At 66.9% G+C, this 25,196-nt stretch carries 26 protein-coding genes; 10 read left to right on the top strand and 16 right to left on the bottom strand.

Features of this window, described 5'->3' with window-relative positions; translation table 11 throughout:
• Positions 1-6: 6 nt before the first annotated feature.
• Positions 7-837: an SDR family oxidoreductase gene (locus tag MELE44368_RS22990; protein ID WP_128110602.1), complete on the bottom strand. Its 831-nt coding sequence runs from the start codon at positions 835-837 to the stop codon at positions 7-9.
• A 40-nt stretch (positions 838-877) separates the two neighbouring features.
• Complete coding sequence (locus tag MELE44368_RS22985; protein WP_128110601.1) at positions 878-1,810, bottom strand: enoyl-CoA hydratase; 933 nt, start codon at positions 1,808-1,810, stop codon at positions 878-880.
• Between the two features lie 245 nt (positions 1,811-2,055).
• Here MELE44368_RS22985 and MELE44368_RS22980 point away from each other — a divergent pair, with 245 nt between their 5' ends.
• The 5 genes from MELE44368_RS22980 (at position 2,056) to MELE44368_RS22960 (ending at position 4,859) form a co-directional block, all read left to right on the top strand.
• Positions 2,056-2,322: a hypothetical protein gene (locus MELE44368_RS22980; protein ID WP_241566740.1), complete on the top strand. Its 267-nt coding sequence runs from the start codon at positions 2,056-2,058 to the stop codon at positions 2,320-2,322.
• 63 nt (positions 2,323-2,385) lie between these two features.
• Positions 2,386-2,733, top strand: a complete 348-nt coding sequence (locus tag MELE44368_RS22975; protein ID WP_046752123.1) for a hypothetical protein — start codon at positions 2,386-2,388, stop codon at positions 2,731-2,733.
• Positions 2,734-2,899: 166 nt separating this feature from the next.
• Complete coding sequence (locus MELE44368_RS22970) at positions 2,900-3,202, top strand: hypothetical protein (protein WP_409366149.1); 303 nt, start codon at positions 2,900-2,902, stop codon at positions 3,200-3,202.
• Between the two features lie 34 nt (positions 3,203-3,236).
• Positions 3,237-3,401, top strand: a complete 165-nt coding sequence (locus MELE44368_RS22965) for a hypothetical protein (RefSeq protein WP_109747019.1) — start codon at positions 3,237-3,239, stop codon at positions 3,399-3,401.
• Positions 3,402-4,859, top strand: coding sequence for an alpha,alpha-trehalose-phosphate synthase (UDP-forming) (locus tag MELE44368_RS22960; RefSeq protein ID WP_128110599.1), 1,458 nt, complete (start codon positions 3,402-3,404; stop codon positions 4,857-4,859). It begins immediately after the preceding gene.
• On the opposite strand, the gene MELE44368_RS22955 is transcribed toward MELE44368_RS22960, so the two are convergent.
• From MELE44368_RS22955 to MELE44368_RS22900, 12 genes are all read right to left on the bottom strand, one after another.
• Positions 4,846-5,328 (bottom strand): Rv1363c family protein, encoded by a 483-nt coding sequence (locus MELE44368_RS22955; protein ID WP_128110598.1) that lies wholly within the window; start codon positions 5,326-5,328, stop codon positions 4,846-4,848. The genes MELE44368_RS22960 and MELE44368_RS22955 overlap by 14 nt on opposite strands.
• A complete protein-coding gene (locus MELE44368_RS22950; RefSeq protein ID WP_128110597.1) occupies positions 5,328-6,020 on the bottom strand; it encodes an Rv1363c family protein in 693 nt (230 codons plus the stop codon). Before MELE44368_RS22950 ends, MELE44368_RS22955 begins: the two co-directional genes overlap by 1 nt.
• Entirely contained in the window at positions 6,021-7,757 is a 1,737-nt protein-coding gene (locus tag MELE44368_RS22945; protein WP_128110596.1) for a virulence factor Mce family protein, read from the bottom strand. It lies immediately after the preceding gene.
• Positions 7,758-8,918 (bottom strand): MCE family protein, encoded by a 1,161-nt coding sequence (locus MELE44368_RS22940; protein ID WP_128110595.1) that lies wholly within the window; start codon positions 8,916-8,918, stop codon positions 7,758-7,760.
• On the bottom strand, positions 8,918-10,315 hold the full coding sequence (locus MELE44368_RS22935) for a virulence factor Mce family protein (protein ID WP_128110594.1): 1,398 nt from the start codon (positions 10,313-10,315) through the stop codon (positions 8,918-8,920). The genes MELE44368_RS22940 and MELE44368_RS22935 overlap by 1 nt, the downstream gene beginning before the upstream one ends.
• Positions 10,312-11,370, bottom strand: coding sequence for a virulence factor Mce family protein (locus tag MELE44368_RS22930; protein WP_128110593.1), 1,059 nt, complete (start codon positions 11,368-11,370; stop codon positions 10,312-10,314). The genes MELE44368_RS22935 and MELE44368_RS22930 overlap by 4 nt, the downstream gene beginning before the upstream one ends.
• A complete protein-coding gene (locus MELE44368_RS22925) occupies positions 11,363-12,403 on the bottom strand; it encodes an MCE family protein (RefSeq protein ID WP_128110592.1) in 1,041 nt (346 codons plus the stop codon). Before MELE44368_RS22925 ends, MELE44368_RS22930 begins: the two co-directional genes overlap by 8 nt.
• Entirely contained in the window at positions 12,403-13,602 is a 1,200-nt protein-coding gene (locus MELE44368_RS22920) for an MCE family protein (protein ID WP_128110591.1), read from the bottom strand. Before MELE44368_RS22920 ends, MELE44368_RS22925 begins: the two co-directional genes overlap by 1 nt.
• Before the next feature lie 10 nt (positions 13,603-13,612).
• Entirely contained in the window at positions 13,613-14,455 is an 843-nt protein-coding gene (locus MELE44368_RS22915; protein WP_128110590.1) for an MlaE family ABC transporter permease, read from the bottom strand.
• A 28-nt stretch (positions 14,456-14,483) separates the two neighbouring features.
• On the bottom strand, positions 14,484-15,248 hold the full coding sequence (locus tag MELE44368_RS22910) for an MlaE family ABC transporter permease (protein ID WP_046753320.1): 765 nt from the start codon (positions 15,246-15,248) through the stop codon (positions 14,484-14,486).
• A gap of 263 nt (positions 15,249-15,511) precedes the next feature.
• Entirely contained in the window at positions 15,512-16,438 is a 927-nt protein-coding gene (locus MELE44368_RS22905; RefSeq protein ID WP_128110589.1) for a 3-oxoacyl-ACP reductase, read from the bottom strand.
• 13 nt (positions 16,439-16,451) lie between these two features.
• Entirely contained in the window at positions 16,452-16,643 is a 192-nt protein-coding gene (locus tag MELE44368_RS22900; RefSeq protein ID WP_128110588.1) for a ferredoxin, read from the bottom strand.
• A gap of 148 nt (positions 16,644-16,791) precedes the next feature.
• On the opposite strand from MELE44368_RS22900, the gene MELE44368_RS22895 reads away from it, so the two are divergent.
• From MELE44368_RS22895 to lpqN, 4 genes are all read left to right on the top strand, one after another.
• A complete protein-coding gene (locus MELE44368_RS22895; protein WP_128110587.1) occupies positions 16,792-17,973 on the top strand; it encodes an acyl-CoA dehydrogenase family protein in 1,182 nt (393 codons plus the stop codon).
• Between the two features lie 12 nt (positions 17,974-17,985).
• Positions 17,986-19,092: an acyl-CoA dehydrogenase family protein gene (locus tag MELE44368_RS22890; RefSeq protein WP_128110586.1), complete on the top strand. Its 1,107-nt coding sequence runs from the start codon at positions 17,986-17,988 to the stop codon at positions 19,090-19,092.
• A 2-nt stretch (positions 19,093-19,094) separates the two neighbouring features.
• Positions 19,095-20,618: a long-chain-fatty-acid--CoA ligase FadD17 gene (fadD17, locus tag MELE44368_RS22885; RefSeq protein WP_128110585.1), complete on the top strand. Its 1,524-nt coding sequence runs from the start codon at positions 19,095-19,097 to the stop codon at positions 20,616-20,618.
• Between the two features lie 128 nt (positions 20,619-20,746).
• Positions 20,747-21,460, top strand: coding sequence for an envelope biogenesis lipoprotein LpqN (lpqN, locus tag MELE44368_RS22880; protein ID WP_128110584.1), 714 nt, complete (start codon positions 20,747-20,749; stop codon positions 21,458-21,460).
• Positions 21,461-21,523: 63 nt separating this feature from the next.
• Here the strand turns inward: lpqN and MELE44368_RS22875 are convergent, their stop codons facing one another.
• Positions 21,524-22,648, bottom strand: a complete 1,125-nt coding sequence (locus MELE44368_RS22875) for an NAD(P)H-dependent flavin oxidoreductase (RefSeq protein WP_128110583.1) — start codon at positions 22,646-22,648, stop codon at positions 21,524-21,526.
• Positions 22,648-24,336, bottom strand: coding sequence for a medium/long-chain-fatty-acid--CoA/3-oxocholest-4-en-26-oate--CoA ligase (locus MELE44368_RS22870; protein ID WP_241566739.1), 1,689 nt, complete (start codon positions 24,334-24,336; stop codon positions 22,648-22,650). Before MELE44368_RS22870 ends, MELE44368_RS22875 begins: the two co-directional genes overlap by 1 nt.
• 34 nt (positions 24,337-24,370) lie before the next feature.
• Between MELE44368_RS22870 and MELE44368_RS22865 the strand changes: the two genes are divergently transcribed.
• The gene (locus MELE44368_RS22865) at positions 24,371-25,180 is read left to right on the top strand and encodes a crotonase/enoyl-CoA hydratase family protein (protein WP_128110581.1); all 810 of its coding nucleotides are present in this window, start codon (positions 24,371-24,373) and stop codon (positions 25,178-25,180) included.
• Positions 25,181-25,196 lie beyond the last annotated feature (16 nt).

Here is a 25,196-nt window from a genome sequence, read left to right as displayed (position 1 = left end):
CAGACCTCAGGAGACCACGCCGCGCAGGCCGTCGGCGCCGAAGAGCGGTTCGAGCATCGCCGACATGTCCGGTCCGCGCCGCAGTCCGTGGCCGCCGTCGATGTTGATCACCTGCCCGGTGATCCAGCCGGAGGCGTCGCTGAGCAGGAACACCGCCGCGTTCGCGATGTCTTCGACCTCGCCGACCCGCGGCAGCGGCGTGCACGACGCGTAGTCGGCGCTGATCTCCGGTGAGCTCATGATGGGCTCGACCAGGTCGGTCCGGATCAGCCCCGGGCGGATGCAGTTCACCCGCACCCACGACGGGCCGAGTTCGTCGGCCGCCAGCATCATCAGGTGGTCGACGGCGGATTTGCTCACCCCGTACGCGCCGAACCACCGGTGGGTGTTGCTGGCCGCGATCGAGGAGATGCCGATGAACGACCCGCCGCCGCCGCGCACCATCTCGCGCGCCGCGTGCTTGAGCACGTACATGCTGCCGTTGACGTTGAGGTCGACGGTGCGGCGCCAGGCGTCGGAGTCGATCTGGGTGATGGGCCCGATCGTCTCGCTGCCACCGGCGCAGTGCACGACGCCGCGCAGCCGCCCGGTCCAGGCCGTGGTGGCGTCCACCACACGGGCCACCTCGTCCTCGTTGGTGACGTCGGCGGGCTCGTAACGCACCTCGCCCGGGCCGCCGCCGCCGCCGGAGAGCTCCTCGGCCGCGGCAGCCAACCGGTCGGCGTTGCGGCCGACGAGCATCGCGTTGCCGCCGGCGGCCACGACCCCGGCGGCCACGCCCTTGCCGATCCCGCTGCCACCACCGGTGACCAGTACCGTTCGCCCCGCCAAAGACACCGCAGACTCCTTCGCTGATCTAACTAGAACAAGGTATACGTCACGGCTCGTCTCGGCGGGCGGGCTTCGGCGCCCCGAGCGTGCGCCAGTCCGGAACGTTGGGCGGCAGCCCGACCGGATAGCGGTTCTCGTTGTGTGCGGCCCAGTGGGCGTGCCCGAGTTCGTGGATGTGGAACGCATGCCGCAAGGCCTCGGTGAAGCCCATCGCATCGGCTGCGGCGTTGACCGAATCCTTGACCAGCAGCGCCGCCATCGTGGGGCGTTCGGCGACGCGCCGCGCGAACTGAAGCGTCTTGTCCTCGAGCTCGTCGCGCGGAAACACCTTCGAAACCATGCCCAGTCGGTAGGCTTCATCGGCGTCGATCGAATCTCCGGTGAGCAGAAGCTCTTTGGCCTTGCGGGCCCCGAATTCCCATGGGTGCGCGTAATACTCGACGCCTGGCATGCCCATCCGAACGGCCACCACATCGCTGAACTTCGCGTCGTCGGCGGCCACGATCAGGTCGCACGCCCACACCAGCATCAGTCCCGCCGAGATCGCGTTGCCTTGCACCTGCGCGATGGTGATCTTGCGCAGATCCCGCCAGCGGCGAGTGTTTTCGAAGAAGAAGTGCCACTCCTGCAGGTACGTCCGCTCGGCGATCGCCGGCCGGGTGGCACCCAGCTGCTGGAACGTCGGATGCTGATCGGGTCCCGGTTTGCGTTCGAGCATCGCCTCTTCGGAGCCGAGGTCATGGCCTGCGGAGAAGTTCTTGCCGCGCGCGGCCAGGATCACGACCCGTACCTGATCGTCGGCCTCCGCGCGGCCGAATGCCTCGTCCAGCTGCACCAACAGGGTGCGTGACTGGGCGTTCTGGGCGTCGGGTCGGTTCAGCCAGATGCGGGCGATCTGGCCGTCGTCCAGCGTCTCGTATTCGACCTGCCGGGGCGCGTCGCCCCCGGCGGATTGCGTCGTCAGATCAGGGCTTGCCACCGCGGACCACCTCGCTCGGTTCGTTCATCACCGTGCACATTACGGTGCCAGTTCACAGCTTCTTTCAGCGGTGCCACCGCTACCTTCCGGCCGGGTCACAGCTGCGCACATCAGGATTGCCGGCAACGGTTCCGCCCCGCCTCACCGGCCGACAAGCAAACGAAGAAGCCAACATGACACCGCTACGGGTTGCAGCCACACGAATTCTCGCTGGCGCTTTCGCGGCGGCGGTACTGGCGATGCCCATGATCACTGCGGATCCGCCGACATCGTCGTTCACGGCTTGTTCGGGTGGTGAATCTCAAGACGTCTACACAGCGGCGTGCGTTCCCGACCTGGTGCCGAACTCGCCGGACCCGTACACGACGATCCCGGGCAACCCCGATATGCCGGCGATCAACGGAATCCCCTGCGGCGGGCACAGTTCGGGTTCATGCATGGGACTGGCCGAGGAACAACAGGCCCAGACGCCCCTGGTGCAGCCGCACACCTCGGTCGAATCCAGCCCTTGACACCCGGGAGGAAACCCCGCGAAGCACCACGTGAGTTGCTGCGTGGGTTCTAGAATTTGCGGAATGACTTCATCGTTCGCCGTCCGGCGGCAGTTCGTGATCGGCGCTTTCCTCGTCGCGGCGGCCGCCGCGCCGGTCGCGGCGGCTCACCACACACCGCAAGCCGGTAATCCACTGGCCGAGTGCTCTTCAGGCGAAGAGAGCGACACGTTCACCACCACATGCGTGCCCTACCTGGTGCCCACGTCGCCGCCGGTATTCACCACCACCGCGGCCAATCCCGACGTCCCCGAGGTCGACGGCATCCCCTGCATCGGCCACAACGCCGGTGGCTGCATCGGATTGGCCGAGGACGCGCAGATGGAGGGCCCGCCCGCGCAGCCTCGGGTCACCATCAGTTCCAGCCCTTAGCCGTGGTCGGTACTCACAGAAGTTGTGCAGAAAGCTCGCAGCTTCCATAGAATTCTTGCCAACGACAGGGTTGACAACTACAGAAAGCGTGACGATGGCGACCTTTCAGCTTTCAGCACGATTGCTCATTGCCGGTGGTTTCGCGGTCGCCGTTGCCGCTGCACCCGTGACGGCCGTGGTCGCAGTGCCCGGCCCCGACGTCACCCCGGTGGCCCAGGATTGTCCCTCCGGTGAGGAGGCCGACCAGTTCACCGGTGTGTGCGTCCCGCATACGGTGCCCAACGCCGGCTCGCCGTTCAGCACCACGCCGGGCAACCCGGACGTCCCCGAGGTGCTGGGCATTCCCTGCATCGGCCACAATTCCGGCGGGTGCATCGGGCTGGCCGAGGAAGCCGAGGCAATGACGGTGACGCCACCGCCGGCCCCGGTCATCGGCCACAGCCCGACGGTGACCGGCCATAGCCCCTGAGCAGCGACGACGGCGTCGCGGCTAGAGTTGTCGTATGGCTGCTAAATCTGATCACTCCGAGCTCGGCGACGTCGAGCCGCTGGCCGACAGCACCGCCCGCCAGGCGCGGCGCGTCGTCGCCGCGTATGCCACCGACGCCGACGAGTGCCGGGTCTTCCTGTCGATGCTGGGTATTGGACCGTCGAAACTCGAGGCGTAAGTGAGCCAGGGGGCCGGCGCGGGGAATTCTGACTTCGTCGTGGTGGCCAACCGGCTGCCGATCGACATGGAGCGGCTGCCTGATGGCAGCACGACGTTCAAACGGAGCCCGGGCGGGCTGGTGACGGCGTTGGAGCCGTTGCTGCGCCGCCGTCGCGGGGCGTGGGTCGGCTGGCCGGGCATCCCCGACGCCGGCGAGGAGCCGATCGAACAGGACGACATGGTCCTGTATCCGGTCAACCTCTCCGCCCACGACGTCGCCGAGTACTACGAGGGCTTCTCCAACGCCACCCTGTGGCCGCTCTACCACGACGTCATCGTCAAACCCATCTACCACCGCAAGTGGTGGGACGCCTACGTCGACGTGAACAGGCGCTTCGCCGAGGCCACCGCGAAGGCCGCCGCACAGGGCGCGACCGTGTGGGTCCAGGACTACCAGCTGCAGCTGGTGCCGCAAATGCTGCGCTCGCTGCGTCCCGACCTGACCATCGGCTTCTTCCTGCACATCCCGTTCCCGCCGGTGGAGCTGTTCATGCAGCTGCCGTGGCGGACCCAGATCATCGAGGGGCTGCTCGGTGCGGACCTGGTCGGGTTCCATCTGGCCGGCGGTGCGCAGAACTTCCTGATCCTGGCCCGGCGCCTGGTGGGGGCGAACACCTCACGCGGCTCGGTCGGCGTGCGGTCCCGCTTCGGTGAGGTCGAACTCGAGGACCGCGTCGTGCGCGTCGGCGCGTTTCCCATCTCGATCGATTCGACATCACTGGACCAGCAGGCCCGTACCCGGGCAATCCGCAAGCGCGCCCGCGAGATCCGCGCCGAGCTCGGTAACCCGCGCAAGATCCTGTTGGGTGTCGATCGGCTGGACTACACCAAGGGCATCGATGTTCGGCTGCGGGCGTTTTCGGAGTTGCTCGCCGAGAAGCGCGCCAGCCGTGAGGACACCGTGCTGGTGCAGCTCGCGACGCCGAGCCGTGAGCGCGTCGAGAGCTACATCGAGATGCGCGAGGACATCGAGCGCCAGGTCGGGCACATCAACGGCGAGTACAGCGAGGTGGGCCACCCGATCGTGCACTATGTACACCGGCCGGTCCCGCGCGAGGAGCTGATCGCGTTCTTCGTCGCCGCCGACGTCATGTTGGTCACCCCGCTGCGTGACGGGATGAACCTGGTGGCCAAAGAGTACGTCGCCTGCCGCAGCGACCTGGGCGGTGCGCTGGTGCTGAGCGAATTCACCGGCGCCGCAGCCGAACTGCGTCAGGCCTATCTGGTCAACCCACACAACCTCGAAGGCGTCAAGGACGCGATCGAGGCGGCGCTGAATCAGACGCCCGAGGAGGGTCGGCGGCGGATGCGGGCCCTGCGCAGGCAGGTGCTCGCGCACGACGTCGACCGGTGGGCGCGCTCGTTCCTCGACGCGCTGGACACCACGAACACCAAAGCCTCGGCTAAATCGGGGTGATGTACTCGATCAGCCACTTGCCGTCGATCTTCTGGTAGTCGACGCGTAACCGGCTGCCGTCGTAGATCGGCTTCTTGGACTTGTCGGTGATCGTCCGGTTCATGAACACCATCACCGACGCCGAAGTCCGTTGCGCCGTCATGACTCCCACGCCGACCACGTTGGCCTGGCTGACCAGCTGCCGTTCCCGGGCCTGCGGAATGATGTCCTTGGCGGCGCGATCCTGGAACTCCTGGCGATAAGCCGGGGTCAGCATCGGGTAGACCTCGTTGAGGCTGCGCTCGACGGTCTGATAGTCGTAGCCGAAGACCTGAGGAATCTGCTTCTCCGCCAACGGAGCCAGCTCGGCGCGGGCGGCTTGTTCACCGCGCAGCTGGACCCGGTTCCAATACATCGCCGCCCCCACCCCGGCGAGCGTCACGAACGCGACCGCCAACAGCGCACACAGCGCACCGACGAGCCTGCGCATCAGTTCCCCCCGTCGGGGTACTTGAGGTCGTAGGCCGTCATGTGGCCGCTACCGTCTTCGTGGACGATCACCCGCAACCGATACGGCTGCGACGGCTGGTTGTTTCCGTCGATATCGGTCACCGTCACCCGCGCGGAGACGAGCACAGAGGCGTTGTCGGCGATCTCGTCGATCTTCTCCAGCGCCGCGCCGTTGATCACCGCCTCGGCGCTGGCGTTGGTCTCCCGAAAGAGCATCTTCAGGTTCTCGGTGTTGTTTCCCTCGGTCATCATCGCCCGCAGCGGTCCGCTGGTGCTGTTGACGAACCGGTCGACGCTTTCGTCGATGGTCTCCTGGTCGTAGCTGAACATGTTGACGACCAACTGCGTCGCGGTGTCGACGAACCGCTGTTCTCGCGCGAACGTCTCTTCGGTGTCGCGTTGCTGGACGTGCAGGACGGCGGCCAACCCGATCAGTACCGCCACCGCCACGCCGGCCGTGGCGGCGAAGATGGTGGCCACCAACAGGCGGTTGGGTGGCCGCTTGGGCGGCGGACCGGGCTGCCGGGCCAACCGCACCTTGATCGTCGGTGGCGCCTCGACCCGCACGGCCGTCGTCGTGGCGGCGCCGCTGGCCGGGCCCGCGGCGCGAGACGCGCGCCGACGCCTGGCGGGCCTCGGCGAGCGTTCCGTCGAAGCCGTTTCTTCCGTCATTTACGCCTGCCTTGGAGCCAACATCAGATCAACCCAGTTCTCTGCCGGCGCCAGTTTGTCAGTTGCGTCCGCGAGCACGCCAGTTCCCCCGGCCGGGTCGACGAACTTGCCGTCGGCGTCGTAGGTGGTGAACTGCGCACCGGAGGCCATCGGCACCTCCGCGGGCAGCGGCGGCCCGTCGGGAGCGGGCGGGGTGTACACATCCCCGGCCGGCGGCGGGGGCGCGGGTGGCGCCGCCGGCGGCGGCGTCCTGCCGTAGGGCGGCAGCACGTGATCCGGCGGGGCGAAGAACGGCCACGCCGGCGGCAGCGTGGGTTGCACCTCGTTCGGCGGTATCGGCAGCGGGAACGGCGCGTGCGGCGCGGGTCCCGGGCCGGGCGGAACACCGGGCGGCAGCTGCACCGCCGGCGGACCCGGATCCGGATCGACCTGCGGCGGGATGTACGGGAACTTGTTGGGCGGCAGAATGTTTCGCCCGATTTCGGTGGTGTCGTCCTCGCGCGTGTCCATCGGTGTGCCGAGCGGAACCGGCGGCCCCCGCCACGGGTTGTTGCCGATCGGGACGTACCCCTGCGGGTCGCGGCACAGCTGGACCGTGGGCGCGCGTTTGCCCGGGAACTCCTGGCAGGGGTAGTTGCGCGCGCCCCGCACCACGGCCGGATCGTTGTGCGGGGTCTTGCAGTACAGGTCCTTCGGCAGCTCGCGCAGCGTCTCGTCGGCCGGTGAACGCATCTGCGACGGTGGGATGAACCCGGTCAGGCACGGCGGCGGGTCCTGCAGGTGGATCTTGAAGTCGAGCTTGCCGCCCTCGTCGGCGGGCACCCCGCCGGCGACGGTCAGCAGGGCCGCCATCAGCGCGGGAAACACCACAAGGGCGTGCTCGATCGAGTCGCGGTAGATCACCCCGATGCGGCCGAAGTTCGCGAGGTTGGCCGCCAGAATCGGGAACGACGGCCGAATGCCGCTGAACAGTTCGTTGGCCTCGGCGGTGGCGCCGGGCACCGTCTGCAGCGTGCTGCGCAGCTGCGGATCGGCGTTGACGAGCTCGGTGGTGAGCCGGGCCAGCCCGTCGGCGAGCGAGCGGATGTCGTCGCCGCTGCGGATCTGCGCGTCGAGGAACGGTCCGGCTTGGTCGATGAGCTGGTTGACCTGCCCGTAGTTGGCGTTGGCCTCGTCGATCAGCAGCCGCGACGACTGGATCAGCCTGGCCAGTTCCGGCCCGGACCCGTTGAACGCCTTGAAGGTTTCGCGCAGCAGGTCCTGCACCCTGCTGTCGTCGATGCTGGCGACCAGGTTCTGGGCTTCCTCCAGCAGTCCGGCGATGTCCTGGCCGACGGCGGTGCGCGAGACGTCGATGTTGGCGCCGTCGCGCAGCTTCTCCGGCGACGCGTCGTCGGGAGGCACCAGGTCGACATACTGCTCGCCGACGGCCGAGACACTCTTGACGGTCGCGGTGACGTTGTCGGGCACCGGTGTGTTGCTGTTGAGCCGCATGTGGGCCACGACGCTGTCGTCGGACAGCCCGACCGACTCCACCCGGCCGATGGTCACGCCTCGGTAGGTGACGTTGGCGTTTTCGTAAAGCCCGCCCGCCGCAACGAAATCCGCGGTCACCCTGTAGGTGCCGAACCCGAGTGCGGCCGGTACCTTCAGGTAGAAGATCGATATCGCGCTGACCGTCAACACCGTGACGATCACGAAGATCCCGAGTTGGATTCGGGTCAGCCTGTCCATCATCTACGGCGCCCCCTCGTGCTGGGTGGCCGTCCCCGGCGGGATCTTGAACGGGTCAGCGGCTTGGCCGGACAGGTTCGCCAACGCCCCGGTGAGAAACTCCGGCGGGGTGATCAGCTCGTGCATCCGTTTCATGTTCGGGTCCAGCCCCCACGAGGTGGTGAACACCGATTCGCCGACGCGCCGCAACGTGAGGTCGAAGGTGGTGTAGACGTTGAGGTAGTCCCCACGGACCGCGTTGCGCAGGTACTTGTAGTGGAACGGGAACGTCGGCAGAAACTCCAGATCCTTGATGAGGAAGTCGACGTTGTCGTTGAGCACCTTGATGATCGGGTACAGATCCTTGAAGTTGGCGGCGAAATCGTCCTTGGTCTGCTGCAGGATGCGCGCGGCGACGGTCGCGAAACTCCGCAGCGCACCGAACGCGTCGACGATGTTGGCGCGGTTGTTGTTCAGTACCGTCAGCGCCTCGGGAAGGCTGTCGAGGGTGCGGCCGAGGCTGTCCTTGCTGCGCGCCAGAATGCCCGCGAATCGGTCGAGCCCCTCGGCGGCGGCGATGATGTCGGCGGTCTGGCGGTCCAAGAAGCCGGTCAACTCGGCCAGCCGCGGTACCAGATGCTCGAAGCTGCCCTGCCGGTTGGCCACCGCGGCATAGGTCTCCTCGGTGATGTCTTGCAGCGCACCGAGATTGCCCTTGTTCACCACGACGCCCAGCGAGGACAGCACTTCTTCGGTGGTGGGATAGCGACCGGCGCGGTCGATCGGGATGTTGTCGCCGTTGGCCAACTTGCCGACCGGGGGTTCGTCGACCGGTTCGGCCAACTCGATGTGCTGTGAGCCCAGCAGCGAGGTCTGCGCCACCCGCACGGTCGCGTTGGCGGGCAGGTCGACGTTGCGGTCCAGGGACAGCTGCACGGCGGCGAAGAACGTGCCGTCGGAGCGCTGCACGGCGTCGATGCCCGACACGCTGCCCACGGTGACGTCGTCGACCATCACCGGAGAGTTCTGCGGCAGCGTCGCCACGTCCGGCAACTCGACGGTGACCTTGTAGGAACCCGCGCCGTGGCCCGCGGTCCCCGGCAAGTTCAGCGAGTTCAGCCCGCCGAACTGACAGCCGGCCACCAACGCGGCCAGCGAGGAGACTGCCAACACCCTGCGGATCATCAGCCACCTGCCTGCGCGGGTTGTGCGGCTTGGGGTGCGGGCGCTGCCGGACCGGCGGGCGCGGCCTCGGGTCCGCCCGCGTGCGACGACGACGGTGCTGAGCCCTCAGGAGCCGGTGGCACGATCAGCGAGCTCAGGTCCATGTCGGCCGAGATCTGCGGCGGGTTCACGCCCGGCGCCGGTTGCCATTGCAGATACGGCACCGGGGTCTTGGCCTTGGCCTCGGTTTCCGGTGTGTCGTAGATGATTTGGCCCTTGTAGGCGGTGATGCTGTTGATCGGGTGGAACAACAACGGCGGGAAGTTCATCGCGATGCGCTTGAACACCGGCCCCATGCGCTGGCGGCAGATCTCGGTGCGCTTGTAGTTGTCGGTCGAGGCGCCGGCCTCGAACGTGCCGCCGCAGATGAACTGCACCGGGTTGGCGAAGTTCGGCAGGGTGAGCAGACCACCGACGGTGCCCTGGGCGGGGTTGTAGATGTTGTAGAAGTTCGAAAGGCCGTTGGGCGTGATGTGCAGGATCTGCTCGATGTCCTCACTGCGCTCGGTCAGGATGCTGGTGAAGTCGGTCAGTTTGGTCACCTGATCGATCAACGCCTGGTTGGAGTCGTCGAGGAATCCGCGCACATCGCCCAGCGCCTGGTTGAGCGTGCCGAGCGTGTTGTCCAGATCGGCCGAACTGTCCGCCAGCACCTGCGACACCGAGGCGACGTGGTTGGAGAACTGCACGATCTGCTCGTTGCTGTTGGACAGCGCATCGACGAGCACCTGCAGGTTGCGGATCGTGCCGAACAGGTCGGTGCGCGAGTCACCGAGCCGGCCCGCCGTCTGCGAGAGCTCCCGCAGCGCTTGGCGGAACGAGTCACCGTTGCCGTCGAAGGTGTCGGCCGCCTGGTTCACGAACGCGGTCAGCGGGCCCTGCACCGACCCCGGTTGCGGCCCCAGCTGCGAACTGAGCGCCGTGAGCTGCTCTTTGACCTCGTCCCATTCCACCGGCACCGCGGTGCGATCCAAGCCGATCTCGGCGCCGTCACCGAGTTCGGGGCCGCCGGTGTAGGCGGGCGTGAGCTGAATGAACCTGGCGGCCACCAGGTTCGGCGAGATGATGAGCGCCTTCGCATCAGCGGGCACCCTGATGCCGTGGTCCAAGGTCATCGTGACCTTCACGTCCTCGGCACGCGGTTCGATCGAGTCGATCGTGCCCACCGGCACCCCGACGATGCGCACGTCGTCGCCGGGATACAGGCCGACCGCGGAGGTGAAGTACGCGGTCAGCTTGTCGCCGGTGCGCGACGGCCAGACCAGATACACGCCGGCGGCCAGCGACACCACCAAAAGGGCCGCCAGCGTCACCCGCAGCCAGCGGCTACGCTCGGAGATCGGGTTCGCGGACGTCATGGTGACTTCGGCCTGATGATCATTCGTTCGGAGATGTAGCCGCGCAGCATGTCGGACAGGCTGTCGGGCAGCTTGCCCGGCTGGAAGTAGACGTCCAACAGCACCTCGGCGATCGGGGCGGGCGGCAACCCGTACAGGTTGATCTGGAAGCCGGGGCCTGAACCGACCACCTCACCCAACGCGGTGGCGTAGGGCGGAAGCCGCTTGAGGGCCTCGCTGATGTGTTCCCGACGCTCGAGAAGGTTGTCCATCACCAGGCTGAGGTTCTCCAGCGCGGGCTTGAACTCACGGCGGTTGTCGGCGACGAACCCCGAAAGTTGTTGGGAGACATCGTCGATACCAGCGATCAGGTTGCTCAGTGCCTGACGTCGCTCGTCGAGCGCGGCGAACAGCATGTTGCCGTCGACGATGAGTTGGTTCACCTGGCCGGCCCGCTCGGCCAGCGTGTCCGACACCCGCTTGGCGTGGCCGAGCAGTTGGCCCAGGGCCTCGTCGCGCTTGTTGAGGGCGCGTGACAGGTTGGCGATACCGTCCAAAGCGCCGCGTAATTGCGGGGTGGCTTCCTGCAGCGAGTCGGTCAGCGTCTGCAGTGCCTGCTCGAAACGCGGCTTGTCCAGCTCGCTGACGTTCTGGCCGAGGTCCTGCAGCGCGGTGTTGAGGGTGTAGGGAGTCGTGGTGCGTCCCAACGGGATCACCGTGGAATCGCCGCTGCCCTTCGGCGTTACGGCCAGCGACTTCTCGCCGAGCACGGTGTCGGTCTTGATGGCGACCAGCGACTGGTCGCCGACCTTGACGTCGCGGTCGACGGTGAAGGTCACCATGGCGGCGTCACCGGCAAGTTCGACACCGGTGACCTGGCCCACCTTGATCCCCGACACGTTGACGTCGTTGCCCGGCGAAATGCCACCCGCATCGGTGAAATACGCCTCGTAGGGCTTTCCCTGCGGCCAGAACGGCAGGCTGGTGTAACCGAAGGCCACCAGCACCAGGCAGGCTATGAGGAAGATGCCGAAAATCCCGGTTCGTAAGGGATTCGACTCGTCAGGTCTACTCATCGACCGGTGCACACCTCCCCTTGGACGGATCCGGTGGCCCACCGAACGGAATCAGGATGTCGCTACCCGCAGGGCCGCTGATCTTGATCCGGGTAGCGCAGTAGAAGATGTTGAAGAACGAGCCGTAGGCGCCGAGCGCGTTGAGCCGCAAGTAGTTCTCGGCGAGCGGCTCGATGGCCTTGTTGACATCGGCCTTGCGCTCGTCGAAACGCTGAGCGAACGGGCGGGCGTTCTCGATCACACCCTGCACCGGCCGGCGCGACTGCTGGAGCATGTCGGTCAGGTCGTTCTCCGCAGACGCCAGCGGGCCGATCGCACCGGCAATCGGGTCGCGGCCCTCGGCAAGGCCGGTGATCAGCTTCTGCAGCTGGTCGACGCTGGCGTTGAACTGCGCGCCCTTCTCGTCGACGGTGGCGAGCACGGTGTTGAGATTGGTGATGACGTCGCCGATGAGTTGATCTCTGGCGGCAAGGTTCTGGGTGAACGCGCTGGTGCTCGACAGCAGGCTCGACAACGCACCGCCTTGGCCCTGCAACAGTTCGACGACCGCGTTGCTCACCTCGTTGACCTTTTGGCCGTCGAGCCCCTTGAGCACGGGACGCAGACCCCCGAGCAGGGCGTCCAGATCCAGCGCCGGCTGGGTGTTCTTCTGTGGGATGGTCGCGCCCGCAGGAAGTTTACGCAACTCGCCCGGCCCGGAGGTGATCTCGAGATAGCGGTCGCCGACGAGGTTCTCGTAGCGCACCACCGCGCGTGTCGAGGTGTAGAGCTGGTAGCGGTCGTCGACGTCGAACGCGACGTCGACGGTGTTGTCGGGGTTGAGCGTGACGTTGTTGACGGTGCCCACGGGAACACCGGCGATGCGCACATCCTGACCGGCCTTCAGCCGCGACGCGTCGGTGAACGTCGCGTGATAGCCGCTTTCCGGAGCGAACCGGAACTCGCCGAACACCACCACGAGCCCGCCGGCGACCAGCAGCATCACCACCGTGAAGACGCTGACGTTGAGCAGCGTGCGATCGCGCTTCGCCATCAGAAGTCGTCCCTCTCGGCGAACGCACCATTGAACAGCCACTGCAGCGTCGACGGCGCGTCGAACTGCAACTCGGTGTTCGGCTGATAAGGCACGTACGCGTTGTCGGTGACCAGGAACGGCGAGCGGTACCACGATCCGCCGAACTGCTTGCTCGGAACATTGGGCAGGCCACGGCAATTCGGGCCGCCCTTCGCGTTCACGATCGGCAGGCTCTCCGGGTAGGTGTAGCCCGGCGAGCCGGGCAGGAAGTTCGACGAGACGAACAGACCCGGCCGGATACCACCGATGACAGGGGCGAACCGGTCCACCGCCAACGCGGTGCCCTCCAGGATGCAGCCGTACTCGGGCGAATACTCGGCCGCCACGCTCAGCGGGGCCCGCAGCCGCTGCATCGCGGCGATGTAGTCGTCCGCTCCCGGCTCCAGCGTGGCGGTGCCGTTGTTGGCCAACCCCGTTGCGGCGAGCAGCGCCGCGTTGAGGTTGTCCTGCTCGTCGACGATCGTGTCGCTGATCGCCGGCGCGTTGTCGAAGATGCGCGCCACGTCGGGACCGGCGTCGCCGTAGATGTTGGCCACCACCGCCGTCTTCTGCAGATCCTCCCCCAACGTCGGCAACTTCGGATTCAGTTGCTCCAGATAGTAATTCAGGCCGGCCAGGGTGGCGCCGAGGTCATCGCCGTTACCGCGCAGACCCTCCGCCAACGCGCTCAACGTGGCGTTCAGGTTGATCGGATCGACCTTCTGCAGCACGTCGTTCAGCGTCTGGAACAGCGTGTTGACCTCGAGCTGAACATCCTTCGCGGCCACCGTCGCACCGGGTTTGAGCTGTCCGACCGGTTCCTCGGGAGGCAGGAACTCCACCGCCTTCGCACCGAAAACCGTTGTGCTGCCGATGCGCACCACGGCGTTGGACGGGATGTAGCGCATCTCAGCGCTGTCGATCGCCAGCGTCAGCCTGGCTTCGTCCCCGGCGTACTCGATCGTCTTGACCTTGCCGATCTGCACACCCCGGTACTTGACCTTGGCGTCGCGTTCCATCACCAGGCCGGCCCGCGGCGCGGTGACGCTGACGGTGTCGGTGGCGGTGAACGCCGCGGTGTAGGCCAGATAGGTGAAGACGGTGGCGCCCAGCAGGATTGCAGCCAGGATCGCCGCAGCGATCCGTACGTGGCTGCGCTTGGCGTCACCGTCGGACATCGATTCCCGCCTAACCCGAGAGGTTGAAGTTGCCGGACGCGCCGTAGACGGCGAGTGAGATGAACAGGGTGATGGTCACGACGACGATCAGCGAGGTCCGCACGGCCTGACCGACGGCGATGCCGACGCCAACGGGACCGCCGGTCGCGTTGAAGCCGTAGTAGGTGTGCACCAGCATCACCGCGACCGCCATCACGATGGCCTGCAGAAACGACCACAACAGATCGGTGGGCACCAGGAAGGTGTTGAAGTAGTGGTCGTAGAGGCCCGCCGACTGGTTGTTGACGAAGACCGTGGTGAACCGCGCCGCGAAGAACGCCGCGAGCACCGAAAGCGAGTACAGCGGGATGATCGCGATCAGCCCGGCCATCAGCCGCGTGGACACCAGGTAGGACACCGAGTGCACGGCCATCGACTCGACCGCATCGATCTCCTCGGCCACGCGCATGGCGCCCAGCTGCGCGGTGGTGCCCGCGCCGATGGTCGCCGCCAGCGCGATGCCCGCGATCACCGGAGCCACGATGCGCACGTTGAGGAACGCCGAGAGGAACCCGGTCAGTGCCTCGATACCGATGTTGCCCAGCGACGAGTAGCCCTGCACGGCGATGACGCCGCCGGAGGCCAGGGTCAAGAACGCCGCGACGCCGACGGTGCCGCCGATCATCACCAGCGCGCCGGTGCCCATGGTCATCTCGGCCACCAGCCGGATGGTCTCCTTGCGGTAGCGGGTGAGCGCGTTGGGGATGTAGCGCATCGTCTGGCCGTAGAACAGCGCCTGCTCGCCGACGGTGTCGACAACCCTTGGCACGCCGCGGAAAAGCCTGCGGAAGCGAACCGTTACGTCGTAACTCATGCTTGTCTGCTCTTCGCGTCAGCGCCCATCACCGCTCCAACACCCGGACCCCGACCGCCGTCATGATCACGTTGATCACGAACAGGCAGATGAACGCGTAGACCACGGTTTCGTTGACCGCGACGCCCACTCCCTTGGGTCCGCCCTTGACCGTCAGGCCCCGGTAGCACCCGACCAGCCCGGCTACGACGCCGAACAGCAACGCCTTGATCTCGGCCATGACGAGCTCACCCAGCCCGGTCAGCACCGTCAGGCCGTTGATGAACGCGCCGGGGTTGACCCCTTGCAGAAAGACCGAGAACACATAGCCGCCGGACAGCCCGATGAGGCAGACCAGGCCGTTGAGCAGCAGCGCGACGAACGTCGAGGCCAGCACGCGCGGCACCACAAGGCGCTGGATCGGGTCGATGCCCAGCACCCGCATCGCGTCGATCTCCTCGCGGATGGTGCGTGCGCCGAGGTCGGCGCAGATCGCGGTGGCGCCGGCGCCGGCGACCACCAGCACCGTCACCACCGGGCCGAGCTGGGTGATGGTGCCGAACGCGGTGCCGGCCCCCGACAGGTCGGCGGCACCGATCTCGCGCAGCAGGATGTTGAGGGTGAACGCGACCAGTACGGTGAACGGGATCGCGACCAACAGCGTCGGCACCAGCGACACCCGCGCGATCATCCAGGTCTGGTCGAGGAACTCACGGAACTGAAACGGCCGCCGGAAGATCTTGGCGAAAGTGTCGAACGACATTTCGACGAACCCGCCCACGGCCCGAGCCGGCGCCGCGAGCTGTTCGATCAACCTAGGCTCCATTCTCGGAAAGGGGCGATCCGACTCTCTTTGGCGAAGAGCTCCAAACTGCTTGCCGCCGAGGTCTTCCCCCCCCTCGTCTAAGCGATATTCTTAGTGAGCCGGCTCATCCTAACTAGAACAAGTTCGCAGTGTCAAAGAACGGCAAGAACAGACCAAGTTGTTATAAACGTACTGGTCAGGGGCACTGTGACCTGAGTCATTGTAGAACGTGTTCTAGTGCCCCGGGCCGGTTTGTCAAATGACCTTCGGCGCTACTGACCCATCAGCGCGGTGGCCGAGAAATTCCGTTCGGGATCCCGGCCAGCAAAGTACTTCTGCAACGTCGTCGACAGGTCCGCCGGATCCCAGGCCCCGGACTCGGCGGTGAACTGAGCTTCGACTGTCGGCGCGGCCACCAGCGTCACCGTGGGGCCGTAGACGATGAACAGCTGTCCGTTGACCCCTTCCGAGGCCGGCGAGGCCAGAAAACACACGAGTTTGACGACGTGCTCGGGCGACAGCGGGTCGACCTGCCCCTCGGCGAGGTCGGGCGCCTCGCCGAACACATCGGCCGTCATCGCCGTGCGGGCGCGCGGGGCGATCGCGTTGGCGCGCACCCCGTAGCGCTCCAGCGCCCGGGCCATCGACAGCGTCAACGCCGTGATGCCGGCCTTGGCCGCGCCGTAGTTGGCCTGACCGACGGGGCCCACCAACCCCGCCTCCGAGGAGGTGTTGATGACGCGGCCGTAGACCTTGCCGGCCCCGTCATCCCCGCCGGCCTTGGCCTTGGCGCGCCAATAGGTGGCCGCGTTGCGGGTCAGCAGGAAGTGGCCCCGCAGGTGCACGGCGATCACCGCGTCCCAGTCCTCGTCGGACATGTTGAACAGCATCCGGTCACGGGTGATGCCGGCGTTGTTGACGACGATGCCCAATCCGCCGAGCTGGTCTGCGGTCTCGACCAGTTCGTCGGCCGTCGACCGCTGCGAGATGTCACCGGCCACCGCGACGGCCTTGGCGCCGGCGGCGGCGATCTCGTCCAGGACGTCGGACTTGTCCAGCGCGGCTGCGATGTCGTTGACCACGACGGTCGCACCGGCCTGGGCCAGGCCGATGGCCTCTGCGCGGCCCAGCCCGGCGGCAGCGCCGGTCACCACCGCAACGCGTCCGGACAGATCGGTTGCGGACTGCTCAGTCGTCACTTTATGAATACCTCTAGTCGCGGCGGTTCAGGGCGGCGCGAGGGCACTCGTCGATCGCCCGCTGGGCGAGCTCCTCCTTGTCGGCGGGGATCGGGTGGGCCTTCACCACCGCGTAGTCATCGTCGTCGAGCTCGAACAGCTCAGGCGCAAGTCCGACGCATACCGCATTGCCTTCACAACGGTCGCGGTCCACTTCCACTCGCATGATTTCCTCCTCGCAGTCGGAGCTGCATGAGCAGCCAGGCGACACCGGCCTAGACCCACAAGACTAGAACGTGTTACAACCGGGGGTGAACTCCGGGTCAGGCGGGTTGTCACACTTGTTGTCACATTAGAGAAGTTAGGACAAGGCGATGCGAATCGGCTACACCCCAGAGCAGGAGGAGTTGCGTCGCGAACTGCGGGCCTACTTCTCCAAGTTGATGACGCCCGAGCGCGCCGAGGCGCTGGCCTCCAACGACGGCGAGATGGGCCGCGGCAACGTCTACCGGGAAACGGTTGCCCAGATGGGCAAGGACGGCTGGCTCACGCTGAGCTGGCCCAAGGAGTACGGCGGCCAGGAACGCCCGCCGATGGACGGGCTGATCTTCAACGACGAGGCCGCGATCGCCAACGTTCCGGTTCCGTTCCTGACGATCAACAGCGTCGCGCCCACGATCATGGCGTTCGGCACCGACGAACAGAAGAAGTTCTATCTGCCCAAGATCGCCTCGGGCGAGCTGCACTTCTCGATCGGTTACTCCGAGCCGGGCGCGGGCACCGACCTGGCCGCGTTGCGCACCACCGCCGTGCGCGACGGCGACGAGTACGTGATCAACGGCCAGAAGATGTGGACCAGCCTGATCGCCTACGCCGATTACGTGTGGCTGGCGGTGCGGACCAACCAGGAGGCCAAGAAGCACCGCGGTATCTCGATGCTGATCGTGCCCACCACCGCGGAGGGTTTCTCCTGGACCCCGGTGCACACGATGGCAGGCGTGGACACCAGCGCCACCTACTACCAGGACGTGCGGGTTCCCGTCGCCAACCTGGTCGGTGAGGAGAACGCCGGCTGGAAGCTGGTCACCAACCAGCTCAACCACGAACGGGTGGCCCTGGTATCGGCCCAGCCGATCTTCCTGGCGCTCAACGGCGTTCGTGAGTGGGCCCAGAACACCAAGGATGTGCACGGCAAGAGGCTGATCGACTCGGAGTGGGTGCAGCTCAACCTGGCCCGGGTGCACGCCAAGGCCGGGGTGCTCAAACTGATCAACTGGGAGCTGGCCTCCTCCGATGAGGCCGCGCCCTCCCCCGCGGACGCGTCGGCGGCCAAGGTGTACGGGACCGAACTGGCCACCGAGGCCTACCGGCTGCTGATGGAGGTGCTCGGCACCGCGGCCACGCTGCGGCCGGGTTCGCCCGGCGCGCTGCTGCGTGGCCGGGTCGAACGCATGCACCGCAGCTGCTTGATCCTGACTTTCGGCGGCGGAACAAACGAGATCCAGCGCGACATCATCGGAATGGTCGCGCTGGGCCTGCCAAGAGCGAACCGGTAAGGACGGCACCCGATGGATTTCAGAACAACCGAAGCCTCCGAAGACCTCGGCGGGCTGGTCCGCACCATCGTCGACTCGGTGTGCACACCCGAGCACCAGCGCGACCTGGACGGCCTCGAGGAGCGCTTCGACCGTGATCTGTGGGCCAAGCTGATCGAGGCCGACGTGCTGTCGGCCGCCGCGCCGGAAGCGTTGGGCGGCGGCGGGTTCGGCGTCCTCGAACAGGTCGCCGTGCTCGGCGCGCTGGGCCGACAGATGGCTGCGGTGCCCTACCTGGAGTCCGCGGTGCTCGGCGCGGGTGCGCTGGCGGCGTTCGGCGCCGAGGCGATCCAACAGCAGTGGGCCGTACCCGCCGTCAGGGGCGAGAAGATCATCACCGTCGCGCTCGACGGTGAGATGGGCGACGGCCCGGTGCGGGCGCAATCGTCGGGGGCGGGCGGATACCGGCTCACCGGGTCGCGTACGCAGGTGCCGTACGGCCCCGTCGCCGACGCGTTCCTCGTGCCGGCCGAGACCGATTCCGGAACGAAAGTGTTCCTGGTGGCCTCCGATGATGACGGAGTGAGCGTCGCGTCACTGGACACCACCGGCCATGGCAGCGTGGGACAGCTGCAGCTCCAGGATGTGGAGGTGGACGGCGCCCGGACGGTCGGCGACCAGGGCGACGCCGTCGTCGCGTGGCTGACCACCCGTGCCACACTGGGCCGCAGCGCATTTCAGCTCGGGGTGGTAGAGCGCGCCTTGGAGCTGACCGCGGCCTACGCACGCGAACGCGAACAGTTCGACCGGCCGATCGGCAGCTTCCAGGCCGTGTCGTCGCGGCTGGCCGACGGCTACATCGACGTCAAGGCGCTGCGGTTGACCGTGACCCAGGCGGCGTGGCGGCTCTCCGAGGATCTGCCCGCCGAGATCGACGTCAACACCGCGGCGTTCTGGGCCGCCGAGGCCGGGCACCGGGTGGCGCACACCACGGTGCACGTGCACGGCGGCGTCGGCATCGACATCGACCATCCGGTGCACCGGTACTTCCTGGCCGCCAAGCAGATCGAGTTCGCGGTCGGCAGCGCGACCGGGCAGTTGCTCCGCATCGGCAGGGAATTGGCGGACTCCCCGGCGTAGTCGTGAGCGAGTTGCCCACCGTCGCGGCCCTGTTGACGCCGCTGGCCGACGTCGACGACCGCGGGGTGTACTTCGAGGACAGTTTCATCAGCTGGCGAGACCACCTCGGGCGCGGCGCGGCGGTGGCCGCCGCGTTGCGGGCACGCATGGACCCCAACCGGCCTCCTCACGTCGGTGTGCTGCTGCAGAACACCCCGGAGTTCTCAGCGGTGCTGGTGGCGGCGGGGCTGACGGGCATCGTGCCGGTGGGCCTGAACCCGGTGCGGCGCGGTGCGGCGCTGCGCCGGGACATCACCCATGCGGATTGCCAAGTGGTGCTGGCCGATTCGGCGCATGCGGACATCCTTGCCGACGTCGAACATGTCAACGTCGACTCACCGCAGTGGGCGCAGGAGGTGGCATCGCACGCCGGCGCGCCGGTACTCGCCTACGACGCCGAGCCCACCGACTTGTTCATGCTGATCTACACGTCGGGCACCAGCGGCGATCCCAAGGCCGTCAAATGCAGCCACGGCAAGGTCGCGATCGCCGGGGTGACGATGGCGGGCCGTTTCGACCTGGGCGAAAGCGACGTCTGCTACGTCTCGATGCCGCTGTTCCATTCCAACGCGGTGCTGGTGGGCTGGGCCGTCGCGCTGGCATCCCAGAGCTCACTTGCGTTGCGGCGCAAGTTCTCTGCCTCACAGTTCCTGCCCGACGTGCGCCGATACGGTGCGACGTACGCCAACTACGTCGGCAAGCCGTTGTCCTACATCCTGGCCACCCCCGAACAACCCGACGACGCGGACAACCCGCTGCGCGCGGTGTACGGCAACGAGGGCGCGCCCGCCGACGTCGAGCGGTTCGCACAGCGGTTCGCCACGGTGGTGATGGACGGGTTCGGATCGACCGAGGGTGGTATCGCGATCGCCCGCACGCCGGACACACCGCCCGGCGCGCTCGGCCCACTGCCACCGGGCACCGAGATCATCGACGTCGACACCGGTGAACCGTGCCCGCCGGGAGTGACCGGCGAGCTGGTGAACGTCTCGGACGCAGGGCGTTTCGAGGGGTACTACAACGACCCGGAGGCCGACGCCGAGCGGATGCGCGGCGGCATGTACCACAGCGGCGACCTGGCCTATCGCGACGAGGACGGCTACGCGTACTTCGCCGGGCGGCTCGGTGACTGGATGCGGGTGGACGGGGAGAACCTCGGCGCGGCGCCGATCGAGCGGGTGCTGCTGCGCCATCCCGACGTGGTCGAGGTGGCGGTGTACGGCATCCCGGCGCCCGACGTCGGCGATCAGGTGATGGCGGCGCTGACGTTGACCGAGGGGGCGGTGTTCGATCTCGAGGCGTTCGCGGCGTTCCTGGCCGAGCAACCCGACCTGGGGCCGAAACAGTGGCCGTCGTTCGTCCGGGTCAGCACGGCGCTGCCACGCACCGAGACGTTCAAGGTGATCAAACGTCACCTACAGGCAGAGGGCACCGACTGCGCCGACCCGGTGTACCCGGTGCCCCGGCCGCAGTCCACCCGCCGATGACCGACACGCCCTTGAGGGTCGATACATTTGCCGTCGCCCCGAGGGCGGGATGAATATACTCTGTTGAGCTTGATCGGCCGTTGGCTTGCGCTTTGCTGACGCTGACCTGGGCAGACGGGAGCCGCGTGATGAGAGCCACGGCGATCTCGGCGGCCGTCGTGATGGTCACGGCGTCGGTGCTCGTGTTGGCCGGCTGCGGCTCGGACAGCGACACCGCGACCGAGCCCACCACCACGTCGGACACCACCAGCACCACGACGACCGAACAGGCAGCGCCGACGACGGCCCGTATCGCACCGCGCGAGGAGGACGCGCCGGGGCCCCATCCGACGATCGCGAGCTACATCGCCGAGAACGACATCGCCGAAACCCCGGTCCAGCGGGGCGATCCCGGTGCGCCCGTCCTCGATCTGCCGGTGCCCGAGGGATGGGAGCCCGCGGGCGACAGCACGCCGGAGTGGGCGTACGGCGCCATCGTCTACACGGGTCCGGAGGCCGGCGAGTACACCCCCAGCATCGTCGCGCTGATGTCGAAGCTGACCGGCGACGTCGACCCACAGGCCATCATCGACTTGGCGCCCGGCGAACTGCAGAACCTGCCGGGCTGGGCCCCGCTGAACGAGGGTGAGGTCAGCTCGCTGGGAGACTACCCGGCCTACCAACTCGGTGGTACCTGGGAGTCGGAGGGGCGGACCAAGATCGTCGCGCAGAAGACGGTGGTGATCCCCGGCAACGACGGGCTCTACGTGTTGCAGCTCAACGCCGACGGGCTCGACAGTCAGGCCGAAATCGTCGGCGCTGCAACCAAAGTGATCGACGAGCAGACCACGATCGGCTTCTGAGCCACGCCATCCTTCCGCCGAGCAGACGTGAAAACCCCCAAATTCACTGTATTTTGGGGGTTTTCACGTCTGCTCGCGGATGTCGTCGAGTCGGCGCGTGGCGGCCTCGAACCCGGCCACCAACTCCGCGATGATGTCGGCAACCGGGCGGATCTCGTTCATCCGGCCGACGATCTGGCCGACCGGCATCGCCACGGTGTCGGGGTTGTCCGACGCGTTCATCCGCTGATGCGCCTCGCTGACGAGGATGTTCTGCAGCGGCATCGGCAAGGGTTCCGGCGCGTCGGGTGCGTCCCACGCGTCGGTCCACTTGCTCTTCAGCAGCCGCGCGGGTTTACCGGTGTAGATGCGCCGGCGCACGGTGTCGCTGGACTCCGCGCGTAGCAGCGCCTGCTGGATGGTGGAGATGCCGCCGGGCTTGCGGTGCCCGAGGTCGTACTCGGCGGCGGTCAGAAACGCCGAACCCATCCACACCCCCTGTGTGCCGAGCGCCAGCGCGGCGGCCACCTGCCGACCGGTGCCGATTCCGCCGGCCGCCAGTACCGGTGCCCGGTCAGCAACGGCGTCGACGATCTCCGGCCACAACACCATCGAACCGATCTCACCGGTGTGACCGCCCGCCTCATGACCCTGGGCGACGACGATGTCCACGCCGTTGTCGACGTGGCGCTGAGCGTGTTTGGCGCTGCCGGCCAGCGCCGCCACCGGCACACCGGCGGCATGCGCCTGATCGATGACGTCGCGCGGCGGGGAGCCGAGCGCGTTGGCGATCAGCTTGATCGGATGCCGCAACGCGACCTCGACATGGGAGCGGGCCACCGAGTGCAGCCAGCCGAGCACCCCCTCACTGCGCGAGCCGTCCTCGGGCAGCGGTGGAACACCCAACTCGGCAAGGGTTTTCGCGACGAAGTCCCGATGACCCTGCGGAATGAGCTTGTCGATGTCGACCGCGGTGCCCTCCTGCGGCACCTTGGCGGGCATCACCACGTCCACGCCGTAGGGCTTGCCGTCGGTGTTTTCGTCCATCCACTGCAGCACGTCCTCGAGGTCGTCGGCGTCGTTGAACCGCACGCAGCCGAGCACCCCGAGACCCCCGGCTTTGCTCACCGCCGCCGCGACCTTCTCCGATGGCGTGAAAACGAAGATCGGGTAGTCGATGCCGAAGCGGTCACACAGCTCGGTGCGCATCAAGTGGCGGTCCCCACATGGTTGGCGTTGACCTCGTCGGCGGGCCGCTGTTCGGCCTGCTCCTTGGCCCACCGGTAGTCCGGCTTACCCGCCGGTGAACGCTTCACCTCGTCGACGAACCAGATACTGCGCGGCACTTTGTACCCCGCGATCTGGTTGCGGACGAACGCGTCGAGCTCGGCCAGCTTCGGCCGTGCGCCTTCGCGCGGCTGGATCACCGCGGCGACATGCTGGCCGAAGCGGGGATCGGGGACACCGACCACGAGCGCGTCGAACACATCCGGATGACCCTTGAGCGCGGCCTCCACCTCCTCGGGATAGATCTTCTCGCCGCCGCTGTTGATCGACACCGAACCACGGCCGAGCATCGTCACCGTGCCGTCCGCCTCGACCGTCGCGTAGTCGCCCGGAATCGCGTAGCGAATTCCGTTGAAGGTCTTGAAGGTCTCCGCGGTCTTCTTCTCGTCCTTGTAGTAGCCGATCGGGATGTTGCCCTTCTTCGCGATCAGGCCACGCACACCGGAGCCGGGCTTGACCTCGTTGCCGTCCTCGTCGAGCACGACGGTGCGGTGGTCGATGGTCACCCGCGGCCCGCCGGCGTTCTGCTGTCCCTTGGCCACGATGCTGGTGCCGCCGAACCCGGTCTCGGATGACCCGATCGAGTCGGTGATGATCCGGTTGGGCAGCAGCTCGAGGAACTTCTCCTTGATGCTGGAGGAGAACAGCGCGGCGGTGCTGGCCAACAGGAACAACGACGACAGGTCGTAGTCCTTGCCCTTGGCCTGTTGCGCGAGCAGCGCGTCGAGCAGCGGTCGGGCCATCGCATCGCCGGTGAAGAACAGCAGGTTCACCTTGTGTTTCTCGACCGTGCGCCACACCTCGTCGGGCTCGAATTCCGGTGCCAACACCGTGGTTTGGCCTGAGAACAGCGACATCCAGGTGGCCGACTGGGTGGCGCCGTGGATCATCGGCGGAATCGGGTAGCGGATCATCGGCGGGTTCTCGGTGGCCGCCTTGGCCAGGTCGTACTCGTCCTTGACGAACTCGCCCGTCGCAAAGTCGGTGCCGCCGAACAACACTCGGTAGATGTCTTCGTGGCGCCACATCACGCCCTTGGGGAAGCCGGTGGTGCCGCCGGTGTAGAGCAGGTAGATGTCGTCGGCGCTGCGTTCGCCGAAGTCGCGATCCGGCGACCCCTGGCTCAGCGCTTCGTTGAACTCCACCCCGCCGTAGCGCTTGAAGTCCTCGCTACTGCCATCCTCGACCACCAGCACCGTCTTCAGGCCGGGCGTCTCCGGCAGCACGTTGGCGACCCGGTCGGCGTAGCGGCGCTCGTGCACCATCGCCACCATGTCGGAGTTCTCGAACAGATACTTCAGCTCGCCCTCGACATAGCGGTAGTTGACGTTGACCAGGATGGCGCCGGCCTTCACGATGCCGAGCATCGCGATCACGATCTCGTTGCGGTTGCGGCAGTACAGGCCGACCTTGTCGTCCTTCTTGACGCCCATGTCGATGAGGTAATGGGCCAGCCGGTTGGCCTTCTCCTCCAATTGCGCGTAGGTCAGTTGGTCTTCGCCGCAGATCAGGGCGACACGGTCAGGCACCGCGTCGATCGCGTGCTCGGCAAGATCAGCAATGTTCAGGGCCACGGAACCTAAACTAGAACGTGTTACATTTTCATTCAAGTCTGTGCCATCGACGCTGGAAAGAGAACCGTACGTGAGCGACACAGAAACCTCTGAAAAGAGCCCAGACGCCCTCATTGAGCAGCGCGGACACACTCTGATCCTGACCTTGAACCGGCCGGAGGCGCGCAATGCCCTGTCGACCGAGATGCTCTCGATCATGGTCGAGGCCTGGGACCGCGTCGACAACGATCCCGAGATCCGCACCGCCATCCTCACCGGCGCCGGCGGCTACTTCTGCGCGGGCATGGACCTCAAGGCCGCGACCGCCAAGCCGCCGGGCGATTCGTTCAAGGACGGCAGCTACGACCCGTCGCGCATCGACGCGCTGCTGAAGGGCAGGCGGCTCACCAAGCCGTTGATCGCCGCGGTCGAGGGGCCCGCGATCGCAGGCGGAACGGAGATTTTGCAGGGCACCGACATCCGCATCGCCGGTGAGAGCGCGAAGTTCGGCATCTCCGAGGCGAAGTGGAGCCTGTACCCGATGGGCGGTTCAGCGGTGCGCCTGGTGCGCCAGATCCCCTACACCGTGGCCTGCGACCTGCTGCTGACCGGACGGCACATCACCGCCGCCGAGGCGCGGGACATGGGGTTGATCGGCTACGTGGTGCCCGACGGGTCAGCGCTGGACAAGGCGCTGGAGATCGCCGAGGTGATCAACAACAACGGCCCGCTGGCGGTGCAGGCCATCCTCAAGACGATCCGCGAAACCGAGGGCATGCACGAGAACGACGCCTTCAAGATCGACACCCAGATCGGCATCAAGGTGTTTCTGTCCGAGGACGCCAAGGAAGGACCGCTGGCGTTCAAGGAGAAACGCGCACCGAACTTCAAGATGAAGTAGCCGCGTCGGATCGCTC

The organism is Mycolicibacterium elephantis DSM 44368, assembly GCF_004014805.1.
Taxonomy (GTDB): domain Bacteria; phylum Actinomycetota; class Actinomycetes; order Mycobacteriales; family Mycobacteriaceae; genus Mycobacterium; species Mycobacterium elephantis.
The sequence above is the reverse complement of the archived record's forward strand: the minus strand, read 5'-3'. Positions and strand labels throughout refer to the sequence as shown.

What these genes read in the sequence shown, in the direction of transcription:
- MELE44368_RS22925 (WP_128110592.1), bottom strand. Translation starts at nt 12,403, where the DNA reads ATGGCGAAGCGCGATCGCACGCTGCTCAACGTCAGCGTCTTCACGGTG.
- MELE44368_RS22935 (WP_128110594.1), bottom strand. Translation starts at nt 10,315, where the DNA reads ATGACGTCCGCGAACCCGATCTCCGAGCGTAGCCGCTGGCTGCGGGTG.
- MELE44368_RS22875 (WP_128110583.1), bottom strand. Translation starts at nt 22,648, where the DNA reads ATGCGCACCGAGCTGTGTGACCGCTTCGGCATCGACTACCCGATCTTC.
- MELE44368_RS22930 (WP_128110593.1), bottom strand. Translation starts at nt 11,370, where the DNA reads ATGAGTAGACCTGACGAGTCGAATCCCTTACGAACCGGGATTTTCGGC.
- MELE44368_RS22915 (WP_128110590.1), bottom strand. Translation starts at nt 14,455, where the DNA reads ATGAGTTACGACGTAACGGTTCGCTTCCGCAGGCTTTTCCGCGGCGTG.
- MELE44368_RS22895 (WP_128110587.1), top strand. Translation starts at nt 16,792, where the DNA reads ATGCGAATCGGCTACACCCCAGAGCAGGAGGAGTTGCGTCGCGAACTG.
- MELE44368_RS22945 (WP_128110596.1), bottom strand. Translation starts at nt 7,757, where the DNA reads ATGATGGACAGGCTGACCCGAATCCAACTCGGGATCTTCGTGATCGTC.
- MELE44368_RS22975 (WP_046752123.1), top strand. Translation starts at nt 2,386, where the DNA reads ATGACTTCATCGTTCGCCGTCCGGCGGCAGTTCGTGATCGGCGCTTTC.
- MELE44368_RS22965 (WP_109747019.1), top strand. Translation starts at nt 3,237, where the DNA reads ATGGCTGCTAAATCTGATCACTCCGAGCTCGGCGACGTCGAGCCGCTG.
- MELE44368_RS22980 (WP_241566740.1), top strand. Translation starts at nt 2,056, where the DNA reads ATGATCACTGCGGATCCGCCGACATCGTCGTTCACGGCTTGTTCGGGT.
- lpqN (WP_128110584.1), top strand. Translation starts at nt 20,747, where the DNA reads ATGAGAGCCACGGCGATCTCGGCGGCCGTCGTGATGGTCACGGCGTCG.
- MELE44368_RS22920 (WP_128110591.1), bottom strand. Translation starts at nt 13,602, where the DNA reads ATGTCCGACGGTGACGCCAAGCGCAGCCACGTACGGATCGCTGCGGCG.
- MELE44368_RS22950 (WP_128110597.1), bottom strand. Translation starts at nt 6,020, where the DNA reads ATGACGGAAGAAACGGCTTCGACGGAACGCTCGCCGAGGCCCGCCAGG.
- MELE44368_RS22890 (WP_128110586.1), top strand. Translation starts at nt 17,986, where the DNA reads ATGGATTTCAGAACAACCGAAGCCTCCGAAGACCTCGGCGGGCTGGTC.
- MELE44368_RS22900 (WP_128110588.1), bottom strand. Translation starts at nt 16,643, where the DNA reads ATGCGAGTGGAAGTGGACCGCGACCGTTGTGAAGGCAATGCGGTATGC.
- MELE44368_RS22955 (WP_128110598.1), bottom strand. Translation starts at nt 5,328, where the DNA reads ATGCGCAGGCTCGTCGGTGCGCTGTGTGCGCTGTTGGCGGTCGCGTTC.
- MELE44368_RS22940 (WP_128110595.1), bottom strand. Translation starts at nt 8,918, where the DNA reads ATGATCCGCAGGGTGTTGGCAGTCTCCTCGCTGGCCGCGTTGGTGGCC.